20 protein-coding genes are annotated in these 21701 nt (G+C 70.9%); 19 read left to right on the top strand and 1 reads right to left on the bottom strand.

What is annotated here, in order from left to right; genetic code table 11:
* The first annotated feature begins 4 nt into the window (after positions 1 to 4).
* The 19 genes from thrB (at position 5) to STTU_RS09105 (ending at position 19335) form a co-directional block, all read left to right on the top strand.
* Complete coding sequence (gene thrB / locus STTU_RS09195; protein WP_007822031.1) at positions 5 to 922, top strand: homoserine kinase; 918 nt, start codon at positions 5 to 7, stop codon at positions 920 to 922.
* 437 nt (positions 923 to 1359) lie between these two features.
* A complete protein-coding gene (gene rho, locus STTU_RS09190) occupies positions 1360 to 3405 on the top strand; it encodes a transcription termination factor Rho (RefSeq protein WP_007822030.1) in 2046 nt (681 codons plus the stop codon).
* A gap of 334 nt (positions 3406 to 3739) precedes the next feature.
* A complete protein-coding gene (locus STTU_RS09185; RefSeq protein WP_007822029.1) occupies positions 3740 to 4849 on the top strand; it encodes an LCP family protein in 1110 nt (369 codons plus the stop codon).
* Between the two features lie 208 nt (positions 4850 to 5057).
* Entirely contained in the window at positions 5058 to 5285 is a 228-nt protein-coding gene (gene rpmE / locus STTU_RS09180) for a 50S ribosomal protein L31 (protein WP_007822028.1), read from the top strand.
* Between the two features lie 154 nt (positions 5286 to 5439).
* Entirely contained in the window at positions 5440 to 6513 is a 1074-nt protein-coding gene (gene prfA / locus STTU_RS09175) for a peptide chain release factor 1 (protein ID WP_007822025.1), read from the top strand.
* Positions 6514 to 6628: 115 nt separating this feature from the next.
* Positions 6629 to 7474 (top strand): peptide chain release factor N(5)-glutamine methyltransferase, encoded by an 846-nt coding sequence (gene prmC / locus STTU_RS09170; protein ID WP_007822023.1) that lies wholly within the window; start codon positions 6629 to 6631, stop codon positions 7472 to 7474.
* A gap of 97 nt (positions 7475 to 7571) precedes the next feature.
* Complete coding sequence (locus STTU_RS09165) at positions 7572 to 8219, top strand: L-threonylcarbamoyladenylate synthase (protein ID WP_007822021.1); 648 nt, start codon at positions 7572 to 7574, stop codon at positions 8217 to 8219.
* The gene (locus STTU_RS09160) at positions 8216 to 8860 is read left to right on the top strand and encodes a low molecular weight phosphatase family protein (RefSeq protein WP_010273403.1); all 645 of its coding nucleotides are present in this window, start codon (positions 8216 to 8218) and stop codon (positions 8858 to 8860) included. The genes STTU_RS09165 and STTU_RS09160 overlap by 4 nt, the downstream gene beginning before the upstream one ends.
* 227 nt (positions 8861 to 9087) lie before the next feature.
* Complete coding sequence (locus STTU_RS09155; RefSeq protein ID WP_007822017.1) at positions 9088 to 10440, top strand: MraY family glycosyltransferase; 1353 nt, start codon at positions 9088 to 9090, stop codon at positions 10438 to 10440.
* Positions 10441 to 10793: 353 nt separating this feature from the next.
* Positions 10794 to 11234, top strand: coding sequence for a hypothetical protein (locus STTU_RS09150; protein WP_007822009.1), 441 nt, complete (start codon positions 10794 to 10796; stop codon positions 11232 to 11234).
* Positions 11235 to 11459: 225 nt separating this feature from the next.
* On the top strand, positions 11460 to 12281 hold the full coding sequence (gene atpB / locus STTU_RS09145; protein WP_010273396.1) for a F0F1 ATP synthase subunit A: 822 nt from the start codon (positions 11460 to 11462) through the stop codon (positions 12279 to 12281).
* 74 nt (positions 12282 to 12355) lie between these two features.
* On the top strand, positions 12356 to 12598 hold the full coding sequence (locus STTU_RS09140; protein WP_007822004.1) for an ATP synthase subunit C: 243 nt from the start codon (positions 12356 to 12358) through the stop codon (positions 12596 to 12598).
* Between the two features lie 40 nt (positions 12599 to 12638).
* A complete protein-coding gene (locus tag STTU_RS09135; protein WP_007822002.1) occupies positions 12639 to 13184 on the top strand; it encodes a F0F1 ATP synthase subunit B in 546 nt (181 codons plus the stop codon).
* Positions 13181 to 13996: a F0F1 ATP synthase subunit delta gene (locus tag STTU_RS09130; protein WP_043254652.1), complete on the top strand. Its 816-nt coding sequence runs from the start codon at positions 13181 to 13183 to the stop codon at positions 13994 to 13996. The genes STTU_RS09135 and STTU_RS09130 overlap by 4 nt, the downstream gene beginning before the upstream one ends.
* Positions 13997 to 14237: 241 nt before the next feature.
* Positions 14238 to 15830, top strand: a complete 1593-nt coding sequence (atpA, locus tag STTU_RS09125; protein WP_043254651.1) for a F0F1 ATP synthase subunit alpha — start codon at positions 14238 to 14240, stop codon at positions 15828 to 15830.
* Between the two features lie 20 nt (positions 15831 to 15850).
* Positions 15851 to 16768 carry a F0F1 ATP synthase subunit gamma gene (locus STTU_RS09120; RefSeq protein WP_007821998.1) on the top strand — a complete coding sequence of 306 codons (918 nt, stop codon included), beginning with the start codon at positions 15851 to 15853 and terminating at the stop codon, positions 16766 to 16768.
* Positions 16768 to 18210 carry a F0F1 ATP synthase subunit beta gene (atpD, locus tag STTU_RS09115; protein WP_043254649.1) on the top strand — a complete coding sequence of 481 codons (1443 nt, stop codon included), beginning with the start codon at positions 16768 to 16770 and terminating at the stop codon, positions 18208 to 18210. The genes STTU_RS09120 and atpD overlap by 1 nt, the downstream gene beginning before the upstream one ends.
* A gap of 163 nt (positions 18211 to 18373) precedes the next feature.
* Complete coding sequence (locus STTU_RS09110; protein WP_007821995.1) at positions 18374 to 18748, top strand: F0F1 ATP synthase subunit epsilon; 375 nt, start codon at positions 18374 to 18376, stop codon at positions 18746 to 18748.
* A 140-nt stretch (positions 18749 to 18888) separates the two neighbouring features.
* Complete coding sequence (locus tag STTU_RS09105; protein ID WP_007821993.1) at positions 18889 to 19335, top strand: DUF2550 domain-containing protein; 447 nt, start codon at positions 18889 to 18891, stop codon at positions 19333 to 19335.
* Between the two features lie 472 nt (positions 19336 to 19807).
* Here STTU_RS09105 and STTU_RS09100 read toward each other — a convergent pair whose 3' ends face one another.
* Positions 19808 to 21673, bottom strand: a complete 1866-nt coding sequence (locus STTU_RS09100; protein ID WP_043254647.1) for a glycoside hydrolase family 18 chitinase — start codon at positions 21671 to 21673, stop codon at positions 19808 to 19810.
* Positions 21674 to 21701 lie beyond the last annotated feature (28 nt).

Below are 21701 nucleotides of genomic sequence, written 5' to 3'. Positions count from 1 at the left end.
CGCGATGGCCGGTCCCGCCTTTCGCGCCGCCGCCGTCCGGGTGCGCACCCCCGCCTCCAGCGCCAACCTGGGTCCCGGCTTCGACGCCTTCGGGCTCGCGCTCGGCCTCTACGACGACGTCGTGGTGCGGGTCGCCGACTCGGGGCTGCGCATCGACATAGCCGGTGAGGGCAGCGAGACCCTGCCGCGCGACGAGAAGCACCTCCTCGTACGGTCCCTGCGCGCCGCCTTCGACCTGCTCGGCGGGCAGCCGCGCGGCCTGGAGATCGTCTGCGCGAACCGCATTCCGCACGGCCGCGGGCTCGGCTCCTCCTCGGCGGCCATCTGCGCCGGGATCGTCGCCGCGCGGGCCGTGACGACCGGCGGCGAGAACCGGCTCGACACGCAGGCCCTCCTCGAACTCGCCACCGAGATCGAGGGCCACCCCGACAACGTCGCGGCCTGCCTGCTCGGCGGGTTCACCCTCTCGTGGATGGAGGGCGGGCTCGCGCGGGCGGTCCGGATGACGCCCGCGGACTCTGTCGTCCCCGTCGTCTTCGTCCCCGGCCGGCCGGTGCTCACCGAGACCGCGAGGGGACTCCTGCCGCGTACCGTGCCGCACACCGACGCGGCGGCGAACGCGGGCCGTGCCGCGCTGCTCGTCGAGGCCCTGACCAGGCGCCCCGGGCTGCTCCTCGCGGCGACGGAGGACCGTCTCCACCAGGAGTACCGGGGCCCGGCGATGCCCGAGTCGCTCGCCCTGGTGGAACGGCTGCGGGCGGACGGGGTGCCCGCGGTGATCTCCGGCGCGGGACCCACCGTCCTCGCGCTGGTGGACGAGGAGGCGGCCGACAAGGTCGCCGGGCTCGCGGGCGAGGAGTGGGCAGCGGCCCGCATCCCCGTCGACACCGCGGGCGCGAGTGTGCTGCCGCTGGCGCCGTGACTCCACGGTCGCCGCACAGGAGAGGGGGAATATGTGTTGGATACGGTATTGTTAATCTCAACTGCGCACCCAATCGCCCAACGGCGAGGTGCCACGTGTCTTCGCCAGGAATCCGGGGCTGCCCGGAGCGCCGATTTGTCTCGGGGCGCCGGTTTTTCCCGAAACACAGGGGCGGGACACCTCATCTTCCGGGAGCCCCCGTATCGCGCCGTGCCACGCACAGAGCGACACCGAAGCGCTCCGGAACGGGCGTGACCCAATCCCGTGACACGCACTTCTGGTGACACGGCTGAGTCAGGCGTCTTCACCACCGTATTCCTCCGCCTCTTTGGCGGTCCATCGCCCCGGCGCATCCCCTTCACAGAGGACCACAGCCGGACAGCACAACCGGTCGCCGAGCCAGACAGGCCGACGTCCGCTCCAGGGAAGGACCCTTCGTGAGCGACACCACCGATCTGATGGGCGTGAGTGCCGACAGCGCGGCCGAGGCTGCGCCCACCACGGACGCCGCCCCCTCCGCAGGGACCCGGCGCCGCCGCGGCACAGGGCTTGAGGGCATGGTGCTGGCCGAACTCCAGCAGGTCGCCTCCGGGCTCAAGATCAAGGGCACCGCGCGCATGCGCAAGAGCCAGTTGATCGACGCCATCAAGGAGGCGCAGTCCGGCGGAGGCGCGCCCGCGGCCGAGCCGAGCGCCGAGGCCAAGCCGAAGCGCCGCACCACCTCCAAGGCGCGCACCGGCGAGGAGGCCCCCAAGGAGGCCGCCGCCCCCGCCAAGGAGCAGGCCCAGCCCGCCGAGGCCGGCCAGCAGCAGATCGACATCCCCGGGCAGCCCGCCAGCGAGATCCCGGGCGGCGAGCAGCGCCGCAGGCGCCGCGCCACGGCCGAGGCCGGCAGCCCCGAGGCCGCCACCGAGCAGCCGCAGGCCGCCGAGCAGCCCCAGCGCGAGGACCGCGGCAACCGCGAGAACCGCGCCAAGCAGGACCGCCAGGACGGCGGCCAGCAGGGCGGGCAGCAGGGCCAGCACGACGGCGACAACGCCGAGGGCCGCTCGGGCCGCGACCGCGACCGCCGCAGGGGCCGCGACCGCGACGGCCGCGACAACAACCGCGACGGCCGCGACCGCGACGGCCGTGACCGCGACCGCGACAACAACCGCCGCGGCAACAAGGGCGACGACCAGCAGGGCGGCGGCAACCAGAACCGCCAGAAGCAGCACGACAACCGGCCGCAGGACGACTTCGACGACGACGGCGGACGCCGTGGCCGCCGGGGCCGCTACCGCGACCGCCGGGGCCGTCGCGGTCGCGACGAGATCAACGAGCCGCAGGTCAACGAGGACGACGTCCTGATCCCCGTCGCGGGCATCCTCGACATCCTCGACAACTACGCGTTCATCCGGACCTCCGGCTACCTGCCCGGCCCCAACGACGTGTACGTCTCGCTCGCCCAGGTCCGCAAGAACGGCCTGCGCAAGGGCGACCACGTCACCGGCGCGGTCCGCCAGCCCAAGGACGGCGAGCGGCGCGAGAAGTTCAACGCGCTCGTGCGCCTCGACTCGGTCAACGGCATGGCGCCCGAGACCGGGCGAGGCCGCCCCGAGTTCCAGAAGCTCACCCCGCTCTACCCGCAGGACCGGCTCCGCCTGGAGACCGACCCCGGGGTGCTGACCACGCGGATCATCGACCTCGTCGCCCCGATCGGCAAGGGCCAGCGCGGGCTGATCGTGGCCCCGCCGAAGACCGGCAAGACCATGATCATGCAGGCGGTCGCCAACGCGATCACCACGAACAACCCCGAGTGCCACCTCATGGTCGTCCTCGTCGACGAGCGGCCCGAAGAGGTCACCGACATGCAGCGCTCGGTGAAGGGCGAGGTCATCTCCTCGACCTTCGACCGGCCCGCCGAGGACCACACCACGGTCGCCGAGCTGGCGATCGAGCGGGCGAAGCGGCTCGTCGAGCTGGGCCACGACGTCGTCGTGCTCCTCGACTCGATCACGCGCCTCGGCCGCGCCTACAACCTGGCGGCCCCGGCCTCCGGGCGCATCCTCTCCGGTGGTGTCGACTCCACGGCGCTCTACCCGCCCAAGCGCTTCTTCGGCGCCGCGCGCAACATCGAGGACGGCGGCTCGCTCACCATCCTCGCGACCGCGCTCGTCGAGACCGGCTCGCGCATGGACGACGTGATCTTCGAGGAGTTCAAGGGCACCGGCAACATGGAGCTGGTCCTCGACCGCAAGCTCGCGGACAAGCGCATCTTCCCGGCGGTCAACGTCGACGCCTCCGGCACCCGCAAGGAGGAGATCCTCCTCGCCGGTGACGAGCTGGGCATCGTCTGGAAGCTGCGCCGCGTGCTCCACGCGCTCGACCAGCAGCAGGCGATCGAACTGCTCCTGGACCGGATGAAGAAGACCAAGTCCAACGCGGAGTTCCTGCTCCAGATCCAGAAGACCACCCCCGGCACCGGCAACGGCGGCGAGTGAGGTCCGAAGGACCCGCGGGACCAGAACGAAGGCCGGGGGCCGCTTTCCCACCAGGGAGGGCGGCCCCCGGCCTTCGTTCTGGTCCCGGCCGTCGGGCCCCCACGCCCCCGCGAGCCCGTACCCCCGCCCGCGTGTCCTTCGCCACAGCCCGTGAGCGCGCCCGCTCCCGGCCCGCGCGGGAAAACCGCAGGCAGTTCGCGTGTGGGGGGCACCTACCGGCCGCGGCGGGCTCCGTCGTGATCACAGCCCGTTGTGCGACGCTGGCACGATCCGGGCGCGCGCTGACGTGAGCACGCCCGGGACGGGGGAGCCACGCGACAGAGCTGAGGAGCGCATGACCGACACCCCCGCAAGCCCCGAGGAGGGCACTCGCCCCCGCCGGGGCGGCAAGGGGCGCCGCCGCAAGCCGCGTGCCCGCCGCAAGGGCCTGCTGATCGCCGCCTGGGCGACCGCCGGCGTCGTCGTACTCGGCGGCTCGGGCCTCGGCTACGCGTACTGGCACCTCAACCACAACATCAAGGGCGTCGACATCGACGCGGCGCTGGGCAAGGACCGGCCCGCCGACACCGACAACGGCTCGATGGACATCCTCGTCCTCGGCTCCGACTCGCGCTCGGGCAGCAACGGCGAGTACGGGCGCGACGAGGGCTCCGCACGCTCGGACACCGCGATGGTCGTGCACGTCTACGAGGGCCACAAGAAGGCGAGCGTCGTCTCGATCCCGCGCGACACCCTCGTGGACCGGCCCGCGTGCGCGACGGACGGCGGGAAGACCGTCCCCGCGGCGCACCAGGCGATGTTCAACAGCGCCTACTCGGCCGGCGGGCCCGCGTGCGCCGTCAAGACCGTCGAGTCGATGTCCGGCATCCGCATGGACCACTACGTCGAGGTCGACTTCACGGGCTTCAAGAAGCTCGTCGACGCCCTCGGCGGCGTCCCGCTCACCACCACGAAGCCCATCCAGGACACCTCCAGCCACCTGAGCCTCGCCGCGGGCAGGCACACGCTGGACGGCGAGCAGTCCCTCGGCCTCGTCCGCACCCGGCACGGCGTCGGCGACGGCAGCGACCTCGGCCGCATCCAGCTCCAGCAGGCGTTCGTCAAGGCGCTCATCGACCGCGTCAAGCACGTCGGCGTCCTCGGCAACCCCGCGAAGGCGTACAAGCTCGCGGGAGCGGCCACGAGCGCGCTCACGACCGACTCCGGGCTCGACTCGGTGCGCGGCCTCGCCACGTTCGGCACCTCGCTCAAGGGCGTCAAGACCTCCGCCACGACGATGGTGACCCTGCCCGTCGCCTACGACCCCCAGGACGCCAACCGCGTGCTGCCCGACACCGCGAAGGACACGCTGCTGTGGAAGGCGCTGCGCGCCGACAAGGCCGTCCCCGCGGCGGCGGAGCACGGCACGACGCAGGGCGGCGCCGACGGGGTCGTCAAGGGCTGAGACCGGGGTGTACGGGCCCGAGCGCGCGCGTACGCCCCCCGCGTCACGAACCGGCACCGGCGGGCGACCCTCCGTACGGGAATACGAGCGCCCCCACCCCGGTTTTGGGGGATGCAGCCAGTGCTGGCAAACTGGTCCGTCGGTCCCGGTTCACGTGGCGCCATTCCCGGCTCCGCGACCCGGCACCCTCCAGAACCTAGGAGACACCTTGAAGCGCGACATCCACCCCGAGTACGTCGAGACGCAGGTCAGCTGCACCTGTGGCGCGTCGTTCACGACCCGTAGCACCGTCCCGTCCGGCACCATCCGCGCCGACGTGTGCTCCGAGTGCCACCCGTTCTACACGGGCAAGCAGAAGATCCTCGACACCGGCGGCCGCGTGGCCCGCTTCGAGGCCCGCTTCGGCAAGGCCGCCACCGGCTCCGCCAAGAAGTAGCGAGCCGAACGCGCCGGTCCTCGGCCGCCCCTCGGGGCGGCCGGGGCCGGCGCTTTTTCGGCAGTGGCACGCCCCCGGCGCCACCGGCCCCCAGCGGTCCCCCCGTGCGGCCCAGCCCCGCAGCCCTTCCACGTACGCGATTTGGAGCCCGGAGATGTTCGAGGCGGTCGAGGAACTCATCGGCGAGCACGCCGAACTGGAGCAGAAACTCGCCGACCCCTCGGTCCACGCCGACCAGGCCAACGCCCGGCGGCTGAGCAAGCGCTACGCCGAGCTGACGCCCATCGTCGGCACCTACCGGGCCTGGCGCGCGACCGGGGACGACATCGCGACCGCCCGCGAACTCGCCGCCGAGGACCCCGAGTTCGCCGCCGAGGTCAAGGAGCTGGACGAGCGCCGCGAGGAGCTGACCGAGAAGCTGCGCCTCCTGCTCGTCCCGCGCGACCCGAGCGACGAGAAGGACGTCATCCTGGAGATCAAGGCGGGCGCGGGCGGCGACGAGTCCGCGCTCTTCGCGGGCGACCTGCTGCGCATGTACCTGCGGTACGCCGAGCGCGTCGGCTGGAAGACCGAGATCCTCGACGCCACCGAGTCCGAGCTGGGCGGCTACAAGGACGTCCAGGTCGCCGTGAAGACGAAGGGCAACGCGAACCCCGAGCCCGGTCAGGGCGTCTGGGCGCGGATGAAGTACGAGGGCGGCGTGCACCGCGTGCAGCGGGTGCCCTCGACCGAGTCCCAGGGCCGCATCCACACCTCGGCCGCCGGGGTCCTCGTGACCCCCGAGGCCGAGGAGGTGGACGTCGAGATCAACCCGAACGACCTGCGCATCGACGTCTACCGCTCCTCGGGACCCGGCGGCCAGTCCGTCAACACGACCGACTCGGCCGTGCGCATCACACACCTGCCCACCGGCGTCGTCGCCTCCTGCCAGAACGAGAAGAGCCAGCTCCAGAACAAGGAGCAGGCCCTGCGCATCCTGCGCTCCCGGCTCTTGGCCGCGGCCCAGGAGGAGGCCGAGCGCGAGGCGGCGGACGCGCGCCGCAGCCAGGTGCGCACCGTGGACCGCTCGGAGAAGATCCGGACGTACAACTTCCCCGAGAACCGCATCTCCGACCACCGCGTCGGCTACAAGGCGTACAACCTCGACCAGGTGCTCGACGGGGATCTCGACGCGGTGATCCAGGCGTGCGTGGACGCGGACTCCGCGGCCAAGCTCGCCGCGGCGTGACCGCGGGCGGGGCCGTGGTCCGGTCCCGTACGACGCCCCACGAGCGTGTGACCGAAAGCGGCCCCCCGCGGGCCGCGGCAGCCGGCGGCGCCGGCGCCACAGGAAGGACAGGCGCGTGAACCTCCTGCTCGCCGAGGTGGCCCAGGCCACCCAGCGGCTCGCCGCCGCCGGTGTGCCCTCTCCCCGCAACGACGCGGAGGAACTCGCCGCGTACGTGCACGACGTCAAGCGCGGGGAACTGCACACCGTCCCGGACGCCGACTTCGACGCCCGCTACTGGGAGACGATCGCCCGCCGCGAGGCGCGCGAGCCGCTCCAGCACATCACCGGGCGGGCCTACTTCCGCTACCTGGAGCTCCAGGTGGGCCCCGGGGTCTTCGTGCCCCGCCCCGAGACCGAGTCCGTCGTCGGCTGGGCCATAGACGCCGTCCGCGCGATGGACGTCGTCGAACCGCTCGTCGTGGACCTGTGCACCGGCTCCGGCGCCATCGCGCTCGCGCTCGCGCAGGAGGTGCCGCGCTCCACGGTGCACGCCGTCGAGCTGAGCGAGGACGCCCTCGTGTGGACCCGCAAGAACGTCGAGGGCTCCCGCGTCCACCTGCACCACGGCGACGCCTTCGCGGCCCTGCCCGAACTCGACGGCCAGGTCGACCTCGTGATCTCCAACCCGCCGTACATCCCGCTCACCGAGTGGGAGTACGTCGCGCCCGAGGCCCGCGACCACGACCCCGAGATGGCGCTCTTCTCCGGCGAGGACGGCCTCGACACGATCCGCCGCATCGAGCGCACCGCGCACCGCCTGCTGCGCCCCGGCGGCGTCGTCGTCGTCGAGCACGCCGACACCCAGGGCGGGCAGGTGCCGTGGCTCTTCACCGAGGAGCGCGGCTGGGCCGACGCGGCCGACCACCCCGACCTCAACAACCGCCCCCGCTTCGCGACGGCCCGCAAGGCCCTGCCGTGAGCGGCCCGGGCCCGCACGACCCCCGCAGCACCCCGCACGACCCCCGCCACACCCCGTACGACCCCCCGCACCTTCCCCGCGAACAGGAGACCCGCTGATGGCACGGCGATACGACTGCGACGACGCGACCGACCGCGCCACCGGCCTGCGCGAGGCCGCCGCCGCCGTCCGGCGCGGCGAACTCGTCGTCCTGCCGACCGACACCGTCTACGGCATCGGCGCCGACGCCTTCAGCGCCGAGGCGGTCGGCGACCTGCTCGCCGCCAAGGGCCGCGGGCGCAACATGCCCTCGCCCGTGCTCATCGGCTCCCCGAACACCCTGCACGGCCTCGTCACGGACTTCTCCGAGACCGCCTGGGACCTCGTGGACGCCTTCTGGCCCGGCGGTCTCACGCTCGTCGCCCGCCACCAGCCCTCGCTCGCCTGGGACCTCGGGGACACCCGCGGCACCGTCGCGATCCGCATGCCGCTGCACCCCGTCGCGATCGAACTCCTCACCGAGTTCGGCCCGATGGCCGTCTCCTCGGGCAATCTCACCGGCCACCCCTCGCCCGAGACCTGCGACGCCGCCCAGGAGATGCTCGGCGACTCGGTCTCCGTCTACCTCGACGGCGGTCCCACGTCGGGAAACGTTCCTTCCTCGATCGTCGACGTGAGCGGCGAGGTGCCCGTCCTCCTGCGTGCCGGGGTCATCGACGCCGAGGAGCTGCGCAAGGTGGTACCCCATCTCAAGGTGGCCAGTTGACGGCCCCCGGCGAAGGACGGGACATACCCGGGGACCCGCCCGACCCTCCCTTCCGCATCCTCCACGTCAGCACCGGGAACGTGTGCCGCTCGCCGATCACCGAGCGGCTGACCCGGCATGCCCTGGCGGCCCGGCTCGGGGCGCGCGCGGGCGCCGAGCTGATCGTGGAGAGCGCGGGCACGTGGGGGCACGAGGGCGCGCCCATGGAGGAGAACGCGGCGGCCGTGCTGAGCGAACTGGGCGCCGACCCCGCCGGGTTCCGCGCCCGGGAACTGCTCGACGGGCACGTCATCCACGCGGACCTCGTCCTCACCGCGACCAGGGACCACCGCGCCCAGGTGATCTCGATGGGGCACTCGGCGGGCCTGCGGACCTTCACGCTCAAGGAGTTCACGCGGCTCGTCCGGGCGATAGACCCCGCGACGCTGCCGGACACCGCCGATCTCGCGGGCCGCGCGCGGGCGCTCGTACGGGCCGCCGCCGCGCTGCGCGGCTGGCTGCTCGCGCCCACGCCCGAGGCGGACGAGGTGCACGACCCCTACGGGGCGCCCCTGACGTTCTTCGAGGCGATCGGCGGGGAGATCAGCGAGGCGCTCGATCCCGTGATCAACGCCCTGACAGGGGCCGAAGTGGCCCGCTGAGCCGGGCGGGCGCCCCGGTGGGCGGGGGCCGAGGGCCCGCCGCGTCCGGGGGAATCGGCCCGCCGCGGGCGGGCGGGAAACATCCCCCGTGCGACGGATGTGCGGTGCGGGGGATTTGGGGTGGTCGGGGGCCCCGTGACCCGCTACGGGGGCGTTTCGGGACAACCAGAGGGGCTACCCGGAAGGTCAAGGCGGTATGCGCGCGAAGCTAAGGTGTGCGCTGGAGGATGGCCGCTCGATCTGTGGGGAAGCCCGTGCGTGAATACCTGCTGACGCTCTGCATCACGATGGCGGTGACCTATCTGCTGACCGGACCGGTGCGGAAGTTCGCCATCGTGGCGGGCGCCATGACCGAGATCCGGGCCCGGGACGTGCACCGCGAGCCCACCCCCCGCCTCGGGGGCATCGCGATGTTCGCGGGGCTGTGCGCGGGGCTGCTCGTCGCCGACCACCTCACGAACCTCAACAGTGTCTTCACGAGTTCGCACGAACCGAGGGCGCTGCTCTCGGGCGCCGCGATCATCTGGATCGTCGGCGTGCTCGACGACAAGTACGAGATCGACGCCCTCGTGAAGCTCGGCGGCCAGCTCATCGCGGCCGGTGTCATGGTCGTCCAGGGCCTCACCATCCTGTGGCTGCCGATCCCGGGCGAGGGCACGATCCTGCTGAGCGCCTGGCAGGGCAATCTGCTCACGGTCGCGCTCGTCCTCGTCACGGTCAACGCGGTCAACTTCGTGGACGGGCTCGACGGCCTCGCGGCCGGGATGGTCTGCATCGCCGCGACCGCGTTCTTCCTGTACGCCTACCGCATCTGGTACGGGCACGCCATCGAGGCGGCGGCCCCCGCGACGCTCTTCTCGGCGATCCTCATCGGCATGTGCCTCGGCTTCCTGCCGCACAACATGCCACCGGCGAGGATCTTCATGGGCGACTCGGGCTCGATGCTCATCGGGCTCGTGCTCGCCGCGGGCGGCATCTCGATCACGGGGCAGGTCGAGCCGGACGCCCTCAACCTCTTCACGGGCTCGGAGCGCGCCTCGGTCCACGAGATGGTGCCCTCGTACATCCCGCTGCTGCTGCCCCTGTCGATCATCGCGGTGCCCGCCGTGGACCTCGTGCTCGCGGTGGTGCGGCGCACGTGGCGCGGGCAGTCGCCGTTCGCCGCCGACCGGGGCCACCTCCACCACCGTCTGTTGCAGCTCGGGCACTCCAAGTCCCGTGCCGTGCTGATCATGTACTTCTGGTGCGCGCTCATCTCCTTCGGGACGCTCGCCTACTCGGTGAACTCGGCCTCGATGTGGATCGTGCTCGCGATCATGGCGGGGAGCGCGGTGGGCCTCGTCCTGCTCCTGCTGCCGCGCTTCCAGCCCCGCGTGCCCCACTGGGCGGAGAAGGCCGTGCCGCCGCGCTACCGGCGGCGCAGGGCGGCACTGCGGCGGGCCAGGGCCGAGGCAGCAGCGGCGGCGGTCGACGAGGCGGCGTCCGGGGGGGCCGCTCCGGCGCGTACCGCCCACGGGGCGACGGCACTCGGCGCGTACGAGAAGCGGGACCCCGCGCACTCGGCGGGCTCGCGGCACTGAAATCGGAAAAGGTTACGGGCTCCTGGGAGAGTTCACCTGGACGTGCCGAGCCGTCTCAACCGATGGCAAAATCCCCTTAATAGCAGACAAGTTGAGCGAAGGTCACGTGCCAGCAGGGGAATTAACGCTCACGTGTGACAACTAGCACACGTTCGAGGTAAAGACCTCATCAAATAGTTTGTGATAGCGTTCACGAGGCCGGGGGAACAGGGTCGAAGAGCCGTGCTTTGACGGCCCGTTGACCTTCGTCACCCGGAGGCTCCCGCCTCCCGCCCGGTCTACGCTCGTCCCCGACGAGACCCCCTTGTGCAGTACCCCTGTGCTGTCCCCACCCACGTAGCGGAGTTGCCGCCATGCCCTCGCAGGACACCCTCCTCCTCCAGCGGACCGCTGTTCCCACAGCCGCCGCCGGCGCGATCGCAGCCGTAGTCGCCGCGATCGTGGCAGGCGGAAAGGGAGCCCTCGGCGCTGTGGTCGCGACCGTCATCGTGCTGCTCTTCATGGGCGGCGGCCTCGCGATCCTCCAGTGGGTCGCCCGCGCGTATCCCTCGATCTTCCAGGGCATGGGGCTCGCGCTCTACACGGGCCAGCTCCTGCTGCTCGTCGTGTTCGTGGCCGTCTTCAAGGACACCGATCTCTTCGACCCCAAGGTCTTCGCCTCCGTCCTGGTGGCGGGGACCTTGATCTGGATCGCGGCGCAGGCTCGGGCACACACGAAGGCGAAGATCCTCTACGTCGACCCGGAGGCCGCGCACAAGGCCGGGAACGGGTCGAAGTCGGGGTCCCGCGCATGAGGGGTAGGGGCGGGATAAAGGGTCGCGGACGCGACTGCTATTGTCCGGTTCCAACTGCGGCATCGCGGACGCGGCCATCCGAGCCTTGTCCTGCTGGACCGCGAGGCTCGTCGAGCGAGAGCCGTCCCCACACCCGTAACACCAGTCCCGTGCCGACCAGCGGCTCCGCGCCGCGCCGACACAACGAGGTTGCCGTACCTATGCGCCACGCTGAAGGAGCCCGCGGTGAGTGCTGACCCGACGCAGGTGCTCGCCTTCGAGACCGACTGCCACATCTTCGACGGATGCGGTTTCCCGGCCCCGGGCCTGCACTCGTTCCTGTTCAAGCCGCTCTGGGGCGACGGGGACAGCAATCTTTACTTCAACAAGACGATGCTGCTCGCCCTCGTGGGCTCGATCATCATCGTCGGCTTCTTCTGGGCCGCCTTCCGCAAGCCGAAGGTCGTCCCCGGCAAGCTCCAGATGGTCGCCGAGTCCGGCTACGACTTCATCCGGCGCGGGGTCGTCTACGAGACGATGGGCAAGAAGGAGGGCGAGAAGTGGGTTCCGCTCATCGTCTCCCTCTTCTTCTTCGTCTGGATGATGAACCTCTGGTCGGTCATCCCGGTCGCCCAGTTCCCGGTCACCGCGATCATCTCGTACCCCGCGGTCCTCGCTCTCCTCGTCTACGTGACCTGGATCAGCCTGACCTTCAAGCGGCACGGCTGGTCCGGCTTCTGGAAGAACGTCACCGGCTTCGACAAGTCGCTCGGCCCGGTCGCCTACCTCGCCGCCGTCATCGAGCTGTTCTCGAACCTGCTCGTGCGTCCCTTCACGCACGCGGTGCGACTCTTCGCCAACATGTTCGCGGGCCACACGCTGATCCTGCTCTTCACCATCGCGAGCTGGTACCTGCTCAACGGCGTCGGGATCGCGTACGCGGGCGTCTCGTTCATCATGACGCTCGTGATGACCGCCTTCGAGCTGTTCATCCAGGCACTTCAGGCGTACGTCTTCGTGCTGCTGACCGTGACCTACCTCCAGGGCGCCGTCGCCGAGCACCACTGACCTCGGCCCGCCCCCACCTTGATCGTCCGGTGGCCAACCCCCACCGGTCCGCGTAAAGAGAAGGAAGAACCGGCATGTCCGCTCTCCAGACCCTCGCCGCTGACACCGTCACCGGCTCGCTGGGCTCGCTCGGCTACGGCCTCGCCGCCATCGGCCCCGGCGTCGGCGTCGGCATCATCTTCGGCAACGGCACCCAGGCGCTCGCCCGCCAGCCCGAAGCGGCCGGCCTGATCCGCGCCAACCAGATCCTCGGCTTCGCCTTCTGTGAGGCGCTCGCGCTCATCGGTCTGGTCATGCCGTTCGTCTACGGCACCTGATCCGCCCGAGACGTACGCCCACTAGACGGAAGGCACCCAAGTGAGCTCACTGCTGATGCTCGCGGCTGAGGACGCGGAGAACCCCCTCGTCCCGCCGATCCCCGAGCTGGTCATCGGCGCCCTCGCCTTCGTCATCGTCTTCGGCCTCCTCGCCTGGAAGCTCCTCCCGAACATCAACAAGGTTCTGGACGAGCGCCGTGAGGCCATCGAGGGCGGGATGGAGAAGGCCGAGGCCGCTCGTACCGAGGCCGACAGCGTGCTGGAGCAGTACAAGGCCCAGCTCGCCGAGGCCCGCCACGAGGCCGCCCGGCTGCGGTCCGAGGCGCAGGAACAGGGCGCCACGCTCATCGCCGAGATGCGCGCGGAAGGCCAGCGGCAGCGTGAGGAGATCATCGCCGCCGGCCACACCCAGATCGAGGCGGACCGCAAGGCCGCAGCGACCACCCTGCGTCAGGACGTCGGCCGCCTCGCGACCGAACTGGCCGGCAAGCTGGTCGGCGAGTCCCTGGAGGACCACGCCCGCCAGAGCCGCACGATCGACCGTTTCCTCGACGAACTCGACGCGAAGGCTGAGGCGGCACGATGAACGGAGCGAGCCGCGAGGCGCTGTCGGCCGCGGTCCAGCGTCTCGACGCGCTGACGGACTCGACGTCCGCCGACGCCACGACGCTGGCCGAGGAGCTGACGGCGACCACCACGCTGCTCGACCGCGAGGTGTCCCTGCGTCGGGTCCTCACCGACCCGGCGCAGCCCGCCGAGGCCAAGGCGCAGCTCGCCCAGCGCCTGCTCGGCGGCCAGGTCAGCGGTCCGACCGCCGACCTCGTCGCCGGTCTGGTGCGCTCCCGCTGGTCGCGTTCGCGCGACTTCACGGACGCCCTGGAGGAGCTGGCGAACCTCGCCGAGCTGACCGCCGCGCAGCGGGCCGGCGGCCTGGACGACGTGGAGGACGAGATCTTCCGCTTCGGCCGGATCGTCGTCTCCGACCACGCGCTGCGTGCCGCGCTCACCGACGACTCGGCCCCGGCCGAGGCGCGTGCGGGCCTGGTGCGCAACCTCCTCGCGGGCCGTGCCCACGCGAGCACCGAGCGTCTCCTCGCCCGGCTCGTGGCACATCCCCGAGGACGTAGCCTGGAAAGCGGACTGGAAACGCTCGCCCGGCTCGCCGCCGAGCGCCGCAACCGGCTCGTGGCCGTGGTCACCTCCGCGGTACCCCTCAGCGACGCCCAGCGCGACCGCCTGGCGCGGTCCCTGGCGAAGCTGTACGGCAAGGAGCTGCACCTCAACCTCGATGTGGACCCGGAAGTCCTCGGTGGCATCCGCGTCCAGATCGGCGACGAGGTCATCAACGGCTCTCTCGCCGACCGCATCGAGGAGGTCAGCCGCCGGATGGCGGGCTGACCGGCCGACGGCGCCCGGCCCGCGCGGCCGGGCTCGCGGACCCGAGCGGTCACGGAGACCGGCCTCGGACGCTGAGCGGCTTCGGACGCTGAGCGGCCTCGGCGCCTGGGCGCCGAGCAGCTGTAGAGACATGCACGATCAAACGGCCCGGTTGGGCCGTCCACAGGATGAAGAAGTTCTGGGGGGTTCCCCCAGGAACCCCCAAAGACTTCGGGCCCAACAAGGAGAGCAGGGAACTCAGATGGCGGAGCTCACGATCCGGCCGGAGGAGATCCGGGACGCACTGGAGAACTTCGTCCAGTCGTACAAGCCGGACGCGGCCTCGCGCGAGGAGGTCGGCACTGTCACCACCGCGGGCGACGGCATCGCCCGCATCGAGGGGCTGCCCTCGGCGATGGCGAACGAACTGCTGAAGTTCGAGGACGGCACACTCGGCCTCGCCCTCAACCTTGAGGAGCGCGAGATCGGTGCCATCGTCCTCGGCGAGTTCAGCGGCGTCGAGGAGGGGCAGCCGGTCACGCGTACCGGCGAGGTCCTCTCGGTCGGTGTCGGCGACGGCTACCTCGGCCGTGTCGTCGACCCGCTGGGCAACCCGATCGACGGCCTCGGCGAGATCGCGACCAGCGGTCGCCGCGCGCTGGAGCTTCAGGCTCCCACCGTCATGCAGCGCAAGTCGGTCCACGAGCCGATGGAGACGGGCTACAAGGCCGTCGACGCCATGACCCCGATCGGCCGCGGCCAGCGTCAGCTGATCATCGGCGACCGCCAGACCGGCAAGACCGCGCTGGCCGTCGACACGATCATCAACCAGCGGGGCAACTGGGAGTCGGGCGACCCCAAGAAGCAGGTCCGCTGCATCTACGTCGCCATCGGCCAGAAGGGCTCCACCATCGCCTCGGTGCGCGGTGCCCTCGAAGAGGCCGGCGCGCTGGAGTACACGACGATCGTCGCCTCGCCGGCCTCCGACCCGGCCGGCTTCAAGTACCTCGCCCCGTACACCGGCTCGGCCATCGGCCAGCACTGGATGTACGAGGGCAAGCACGTCCTGATCATCTTCGACGACCTGTCGAAGCAGGCCGACGCCTACCGCGCCGTCTCCCTCCTGCTGCGTCGCCCGCCGGGGCGCGAGGCGTACCCGGGTGACGTCTTCTACCTGCACTCGCGTCTCCTGGAGCGCTGCGCGAAGCTCTCCGACGACCTGGGCGCGGGTTCGATGACGGGTCTGCCGATCGTCGAGACGAAGGCCAACGACGTCTCGGCGTTCATCCCGACCAACGTCATCTCCATCACCGACGGCCAGTGCTTCCTGGAGTCCGACCTCTTCAACGCCGGTCAGCGCCCCGCGCTGAACGTCGGTATCTCGGTCTCCCGCGTCGGTGGCTCCGCCCAGCACAAGGCGATGAAGCAGGTCTCGGGCCGTCTGCGCCTGGACCTCGCGCAGTACCGCGAGCTGGAGTCCTTCGCGGCCTTCGGTTCCGACCTGGACGCGGCCTCCAAGGCGCAGCTCGGTCGCGGTCAGCGCCTGGTGGAGCTGCTCAAGCAGGACCAGTACCAGCCGATGGCCACCGAGGACCAGGTCGTCTCCGTCTGGTCCGCCACCACCGGCCTCATGGACGAGGTTCCCGTCGCGGACATCCGCCGCTTCGAGAGCGAGCTGCTCGGCTGGCTGCACCAGACGCGTCAGCCGCTCATGACCTCCATCAAGGAGGGCGGCAAGATGTCCGACGACACCCTCACGGCGGTCGGCGACGCGGTCAAGGACTTCAAGAAGCAGTTCCAGACCTCGGACGGCCAGCTGCTGGGCGACGACGCCTCCGCGACCGCCGCCAAGTGACGACCGAAGGGACCTGACTCATGGGAGCCCAGCTCCGGGTCTACAAGCGGCGTATCCGGTCCGTCTCGGCGACCAAGAAGATCACCAAGGCGATGGAGATGATCGCCGCCTCGCGCATCGTCAAGGCGCAGCGCAAGGTGGCGGCGTCGACCCCGTACGCGACCGAGCTGACCCGCGCGGTCACGGCGGTCGCGACCGGCTCGAACACGCAGCACCCGCTGACCACCGAGGCCGAGAAGCCCGTCCGCAGCGCCGTCCTGGTTCTCGCCAGCGACCGCGGTCTGGCCGGTGCCTTCAACGCCAACGCGCTCAAGCAGGCGGAGCGGCTGACCGCGAAGCTGGAGGCCGCGGGCCGCACGGTCGACATCTATGTCGTCGGCCGGCGCGGCATCGCGCACTACAACTTCCGTGAGCGTGCCCTCGCGGGTTCGTGGACCGGCTTCACGGACGAGCCGACCTACGCGGACGCCAAGACGGTGGCAGCGCCGCTGATCGAGGCCATCGAGAAGGACACGGCGGAGGGCGGCGTGGACGAACTCCACCTCGTCTACACCGAGTTCGTCTCGATGATGACGCAGACCGCGCGGGACGACCGGCTCCTGCCGCTCAGCCTCGACGAGGTCAAGGAGGAAGCGGCGCCGGAGGGCGAGATCCGTCCGCTCTTCGAGTTCGAGCCCTCGGCCGAGGACGTCCTCGACGCCCTGCTGCCGCGGTACGTCGAGAGCAGGATCTACAACGCGCTGCTCCAGTCCGCCGCCTCCAAGCACGCTGCCACGCGGCGCGCGATGAAGTCGGCCACGGACAACGCCGGAGAGCTGATCAACACGCTGTCCCGGCTTGCCAACCAGGCCCGCCAGGCCGAAATCACCCAGGAAATCAGCGAGATCGTCGGTGGCTCCAGTGCCCTGGCCGACGCGAACGCGGGGAGTGAAAAGTAATGACGACCAGTGTGGAGACGGCCGTCGCGACGGGCCGCGTCGCCCGGGTGATCGGCCCGGTCGTCGACGTGGAGTTCCCCGTCGACGCGATGCCGGACATTTACAACGCGCTGCACGTGGACATCGACGACCCGGCCGAGGAGGGCACGCGCAAGACGCTGACCCTCGAGGTCGCCCAGCACCTGGGTGACGGCCTGGTCCGCGCGATCTCCATGCAGCCCACCGACGGCCTGGTGCGCCAGGCCGCGGTGACCGACACCGGCGAGGGCATCAAGGTCCCCGTCGGCGACTTCACCAAGGGCAAGGTGTTCAACACCCTCGGCGAGGTGCTGAACAAGCCGGAGGAGAACGCCAACATCGGCGAGCGCTGGGCGATCCACCGCACCGCGCCGAGGTTCGACGAGCTCGAGTCGAAGACCGAGATGTTCGAGACCGGCATCAAGGTCATCGACCTGCTGACCCCGTACGTCAAGGGCGGCAAGATCGGCCTGTTCGGTGGTGCCGGTGTCGGCAAGACGGTGCTCATCCAGGAGATGATCTACCGCGTCGCCAACAACCACGACGGTGTCTCGGTGTTCGCCGGTGTCGGTGAGCGCACCCGTGAGGGCAACGACCTCATCGACGAGATGAGCGACTCGGGCGTCATCGACAAGACCGCGCTGGTCTTCGGCCAGATGGACGAGCCCCCGGGGACCCGTCTGCGCGTCGCGCTCGCCGGCCTGACGATGGCCGAGTACTTCCGCGACGTCCAGAAGCAGGACGTGCTGTTCTTCATCGACAACATCTTCCGCTTCACGCAGGCCGGTTCCGAGGTCTCCACGCTGCTCGGCCGCATGCCCTCCGCGGTGGGCTACCAGCCGAACCTGGCCGACGAGATGGGTCTCCTCCAGGAGCGCATCACCTCGACCCGTGGTCACTCCATCACCTCGATGCAGGCGATCTACGTCCCCGCCGACGACCTCACGGACCCGGCCCCGGCGACCACCTTCGCGCACCTCGACGCGACGACGGTGCTCTCCCGCCCGATCTCCGAGAAGGGCATCTACCCGGCCGTGGACCCGCTGGACTCCACGTCCCGCATCCTGGACCCGCGGTACATCGCGAAGGACCACTACGACACCGCCATGCGGGTCAAGAACATCCTTCAGAAGTACAAGGACCTCCAGGACATCATCGCCATCCTCGGTATGGACGAGCTGGGCGAGGAGGACAAGCTGGTCGTCTCGCGCGCCCGTCGCGTCGAGCGCTTCCTGTCCCAGAACACCCACGTCGCCAAGCAGTTCACCGGCGTGGACGGCTCGGACGTGCCGCTGGACGAGTCGATCGCGGCCTTCAACGCGATCTGCGACGGCGAGTTCGACCACTTCCCGGAGCAGGCGTTCTTCCTCTGCGGTGGCATCGAGGACCTGAAGGCCAACGCCAAGGAGCTGGGCGTCTCCTGACCCCGCCGCTCCACCGCCGTCCGGCCGGGCACCGTCCCGGCCGGTCGGCACCCGGGGCGAGTGCCCCGACCCGGGGCGCGCAGCCCCTGGGGCCCGTACCCGCCCCGTAGAATCTTTTCCCACACCCGGCCGGCGCGCCGGGTGGTGACCCGAGGAGCACCTCTTGGCTGCTGAACTGCATGTCGAGCTGGTGGCCGCGGACCGCAGTGTCTGGTCCGGCGAGGCCACCCTCGTCGTCGCCCGCACCACCTCCGGCGACATCGGCGTCATGCCCGGTCACCAGCCGATCCTTGGTGTGCTGGAGTCGGGCCCGGTGACGATCCGTACCACCGAGGGCGGCACCGTCGTCGTCGCGGTGCACGGCGGCTTCCTGTCCTTCGCGGACAACAAGCTGTCCCTGCTCGCGGAGATCGCGGAGCTGTCCGAGGAGATCGACGTCCAGCGTGCCGAGCGCGCGCTGGAGCGTGCGAAGTCCGACGCGGACGCCCACGCCGAGCGCCGGGCCGAGGTCCGGCTGCGGGCGGCGGCGTCGCACTGACCGCTCGCGCGATAACGTAGTACCTCAGCCGCGGCCCGGCCTGGATTCGTCCAGACCGGGCCGCGGCTGAAACCATAGGGCGAGCCCTTTCCCCAGGGTCCCGCGCAAGCGTCATCGAAGAGGCGAGGAGGTCGGTACCGGTGTTCCTCACTCTGCTTGTGTGCGGGCTGGTCGTGGTCCTGGTGGCGGCCGGTCTGTTCGTCTTCGGGCTGCGCAGGCGGCTCATCCAGCGCTCGGGCGGCACCTTCGACTGCTCGCTGCGGTGGAACGCGCCGCCGCGCGGCGACACGGGCGGCAAGGGCTGGATCTACGGGGTCGCCCGCTACAACGGCGACCGGGTCGCGTGGTTCCGCGTCTTCTCGTACTCGCCCCGCCCGCGCCGGCTCCTGGAGCGCTCCGAGATCGAGGTGACCGACCGGCGCCTGCCGGAGGGCGAGGAGGAACTCGCGCTCCTGTCGGACGCGGTGGTGCTCGGCTGCCTCCACCGGGGCACCCGGCTCGAACTGGCGATGAGCGAGGACGCGCTGACCGGTTTCCTCGCCTGGCTGGAGGCGGCCCCTCCGGGGCAGCGCGTGAACGTGGCGTAGCGCCTGCGGGGGAGTGGCCGTCAACCTCGCGGTGTACGGGGGCACTTCGGGCGTACGAGCGAGCGGAGGTCCCGTGGCGGGGAGCCGGGGCGTGGCGACGCACAGGTGCCGCGATCCGTGGGGTGGTGGGCCGCGCCGCGTGAGGCGGTCGCCGACGAACCGTGAGGCGTTGTGCCGCGTCACGTGAGGCAAGTGGCCGCGACCCGTGCGTCGGGGAACCGGGCCGTCCGAAGCCCCGTGAAGCGAGAAGCCCGGCCGCCCGCGCTCCTGGCGCGTAAAGGGGCGAGCCCGGCCGCCCGCGCTCCTGGCCCGTGACGTGGGAAGTCCGGCCGTCCGCGCGCCTCGTCCCCGCACCGAGAAGCCGTCCCACCGTCCCCATGCCCCCCACGACGCGAGAAGCCGGGGAGACGGGGGGCGTTCCCGTCTCCCCGGCTTCGTTCCCGGGGGGTGGCTCAGTGGTGCGTGGTGCGGATTACTTCAGGCCGTCGTTGATCGCCGAGACGAGTTCGCCGTTGCTGGTGTCGCCGCTGAACTCCCAGAAGAAGGCGCCGCCGAGGTTCTGGCTCTTGGCCCACGCCATCTTGCTCTTGATCGTCGCGGGGGTGTCGTAGCTCCACCACTGGGTCCCGCAGTGGGCGTACGCCGTGCCCGCGATCGTGCCGGTGGCCGGGCAGCTCGTCTTGAGCACCTTGTAGTCCTCGATGCCCTGCTCGTACTTGCCGGGCGCGGGCCCGGTCGCGGTGCCGCCGGGGGCGTCCTGCGTGACGCCGGTCCAGCCGCGCCCGTAGAAGCCGATGCCGAGCAGGAGCTTGGCGGCCGGGACGCCCTGCGCCTTGAGCTTCGCGATGGCGTCGGCGGAGTTGAAGCCGGCCGTCGGGATGCCGTTGTACGAGGTGAGCGGGGAGTGCGGAGCGGTCGGGCCCTGCGCCGCCCAGGCGCCGAAGAAGTCGTACGTCATGACGTTGTACCAGTCGAAGGACTGCGAGGCGCCCGCGTAGTCGGCGGCGTCGATCTTGCCGCCCGCGCTGCCGTCCGCCGTGATCGCGGCGGTGACGAGGTAGTCCTTGCCGAAGGTCGTACGGAGCGCGGAGGCGAGGTTCTTGAGCGCGGCCGGGCCGCTCGTGTCACAGCTGAGGCCGCACGCGTTCGGGTACTCCCAGTCGATGTCGATGCCGTCGAAGACATCGGCCCAGCGCGGGTCCTCGACGAGCTGCTTGCAGGACTGCGCGAAGGCCGTCGGGTTCTTCGCCGCGTCGGTGAAGCCGCCGGACCAGGTCCAGCCGCCGAAGGACCACAGGACCTTCAGGCCGGGGTGCTTGGCCTTGAGCTTGCGGAGCTGGTTGAAGTTGCCGCGCAGCGGCTGGTCCCAGGTGTCGGCCACGCCGTCCACGGACTGGTCGGCGGTGTACGCCTTGTCGGTGGCCGCGTAGGAGTCGCCCATGACGCACTTGCCGCCGGTGACGTTCCCGAACGAGTAGTTGATGTGCGTGATCTTCCCGGCGGAGCCCGAGGTCTCCAGGTTCTTCACGTGGTAGTTGCGGTCGTAGACGCCCCACTCGGTGAAGTACCCGAGCTTGACCTTGTCGCCGCCCGTGCCCGGGTTGCCCGGGTCGGTGCCGCCGCCGCCCGTCGTGCGGACCTTGACGGCGCCCGAGACGGGGCCCGTCTGGTCGGCGGTGTCCCGCGCCTGCACGGTGTACGAGTAGTCCGTACCGGCCTTGAGGGAGGAGTCGGTGTACGAGGTCGTCGTCACCGTCGCGACCTTCGTGCCGTCGCGCAGCACGTCGTAGTTCTTGACGCCCTTGTCGTCGCTCGCGGCGCCCCAGCTCAGCTTCGCGGAGGTGTCGGTGATCGCCGAGGCGGTCGGGGTGCCCGGCGCGGTGGGCGGGGTGTCGCCGGGGGTCGTCGTCCCGTCGCACGAACCGCCGTTGAGCTTGCACCCGGCGGGGGAGCCGGAGCCCGTGCCGTTGAAGCCGAAGGAGACGGTGGCGCCGGGGGCGAGGCTGCCCGCCCAGCTCTTGTTCTTCGCGGTCCAGTGGTCGCCCGAGTTGGTGACGTCCGCGTCCCAGGCCGAGGTGACCTTGGTGCCGGAGGGGAAGTCCCACTCCAGGGTCCAGCCGTTCAGTGCCGTGGTGCCGGTGTTCTTCACCGTCCACTTGCCCTCGAAGCCGCTGCCCCAGTCCTGGGTACGGGTGTAGCTCGCGGTGGCCCCGCCGGCGGCCTGGGCGGGGGAGGCGCCGAGGCCGACGAGGGCGGTCAGGGGGAGGATCAGGGTCGTGAGTCCGGCGAGGACTCTGTTGCGCAGACGGCCCGGTCTGCGGGGGGTTCCTGAACTCAAGGTGTACTCCAGGAGTTGAGCACCGACG

Source organism: Streptomyces sp. Tu6071 (assembly GCF_000213055.1).
In the GTDB taxonomy this organism is placed as follows: Bacteria; Actinomycetota; Actinomycetes; order Streptomycetales; family Streptomycetaceae; genus Streptomyces; species Streptomyces evansiae.
Note: the sequence above shows the minus strand (reverse complement) of the source record. Positions and strands in the feature narration are given on the sequence as shown.

Excerpts from the sequence above, each read along its gene's own strand:
- STTU_RS09140 (WP_007822004.1), top strand. The coding sequence starts at position 12,356 with ATGTCCGCTCTCCAGACCCTCGCCGCTGACACCGTCACCGGCTCGCTG.
- STTU_RS09120 (WP_007821998.1), top strand. The coding sequence starts at position 15,851 with ATGGGAGCCCAGCTCCGGGTCTACAAGCGGCGTATCCGGTCCGTCTCG.
- atpA (WP_043254651.1), top strand. The coding sequence starts at position 14,238 with ATGGCGGAGCTCACGATCCGGCCGGAGGAGATCCGGGACGCACTGGAG.
- STTU_RS09150 (WP_007822009.1), top strand. The coding sequence starts at position 10,794 with ATGCCCTCGCAGGACACCCTCCTCCTCCAGCGGACCGCTGTTCCCACA.
- thrB (WP_007822031.1), top strand. The coding sequence starts at position 5 with ATGGCCGGTCCCGCCTTTCGCGCCGCCGCCGTCCGGGTGCGCACCCCC.
- atpD (WP_043254649.1), top strand. The coding sequence starts at position 16,768 with ATGACGACCAGTGTGGAGACGGCCGTCGCGACGGGCCGCGTCGCCCGG.
- prfA (WP_007822025.1), top strand. The coding sequence starts at position 5,440 with ATGTTCGAGGCGGTCGAGGAACTCATCGGCGAGCACGCCGAACTGGAG.
- STTU_RS09185 (WP_007822029.1), top strand. The coding sequence starts at position 3,740 with ATGACCGACACCCCCGCAAGCCCCGAGGAGGGCACTCGCCCCCGCCGG.
- STTU_RS09130 (WP_043254652.1), top strand. The coding sequence starts at position 13,181 with ATGAACGGAGCGAGCCGCGAGGCGCTGTCGGCCGCGGTCCAGCGTCTC.
- STTU_RS09165 (WP_007822021.1), top strand. The coding sequence starts at position 7,572 with ATGGCACGGCGATACGACTGCGACGACGCGACCGACCGCGCCACCGGC.
- STTU_RS09155 (WP_007822017.1), top strand. The coding sequence starts at position 9,088 with ATGGCCGCTCGATCTGTGGGGAAGCCCGTGCGTGAATACCTGCTGACG.